This is a genomic window from Phaeobacter sp. SYSU ZJ3003 (genome assembly GCF_041300735.1).
In the GTDB taxonomy this organism is placed as follows: domain Bacteria; phylum Pseudomonadota; class Alphaproteobacteria; order Rhodobacterales; family Rhodobacteraceae; genus Phycobacter; species Phycobacter gallaeciensis_A.
The window spans coordinates 1-345 of sequence record NZ_PXNU01000185.1 but is presented as its reverse complement, the minus strand read 5'-3'; the positions used below and the strand labels follow the sequence as shown (position 1 = coordinate 345).

General features: G+C 61.2%; 1 protein-coding gene. It reads right to left on the bottom strand.

Translation table 11 applies throughout. The features are described 5' to 3' along the window. On the bottom strand, positions 1–345 hold a 345-nt coding region (locus C6W91_RS21345), incomplete at both ends, for a transposase (protein ID WP_370571634.1).

The window sequence follows — 345 nt, the reverse complement described above, 5'->3', positions numbered from 1 at the left end:
CGGACGATGTAGCATTGAGCGCGAGATAGATCAATTTCGCCGCCGCGTCGTCGCTTGGGAAATGGCCCCGGGTGCGGACGGCGCGCCGGATCTTCGAGTTCAGCGCCTCAATGGCGTTCGTGGTGTAAATCAGCCTGCGGACCTCAGGTGGGTAGTCGAGGAACGGGATTACCTCGTTCCAAGCACGCCGCCAACTCGGTGCGATCGCCGGATACCGTCTTGCCAGATTGCTTTCCTCGAACTCAGCCAGAGCCAGTTCTGCAGCATCGGCATCCACCGCCGTGTAGATCGCCTTGAGGGCGGCCGCGACGGCTTTGCGGTCTTTGTAGCTGGCGAAGTTCATGG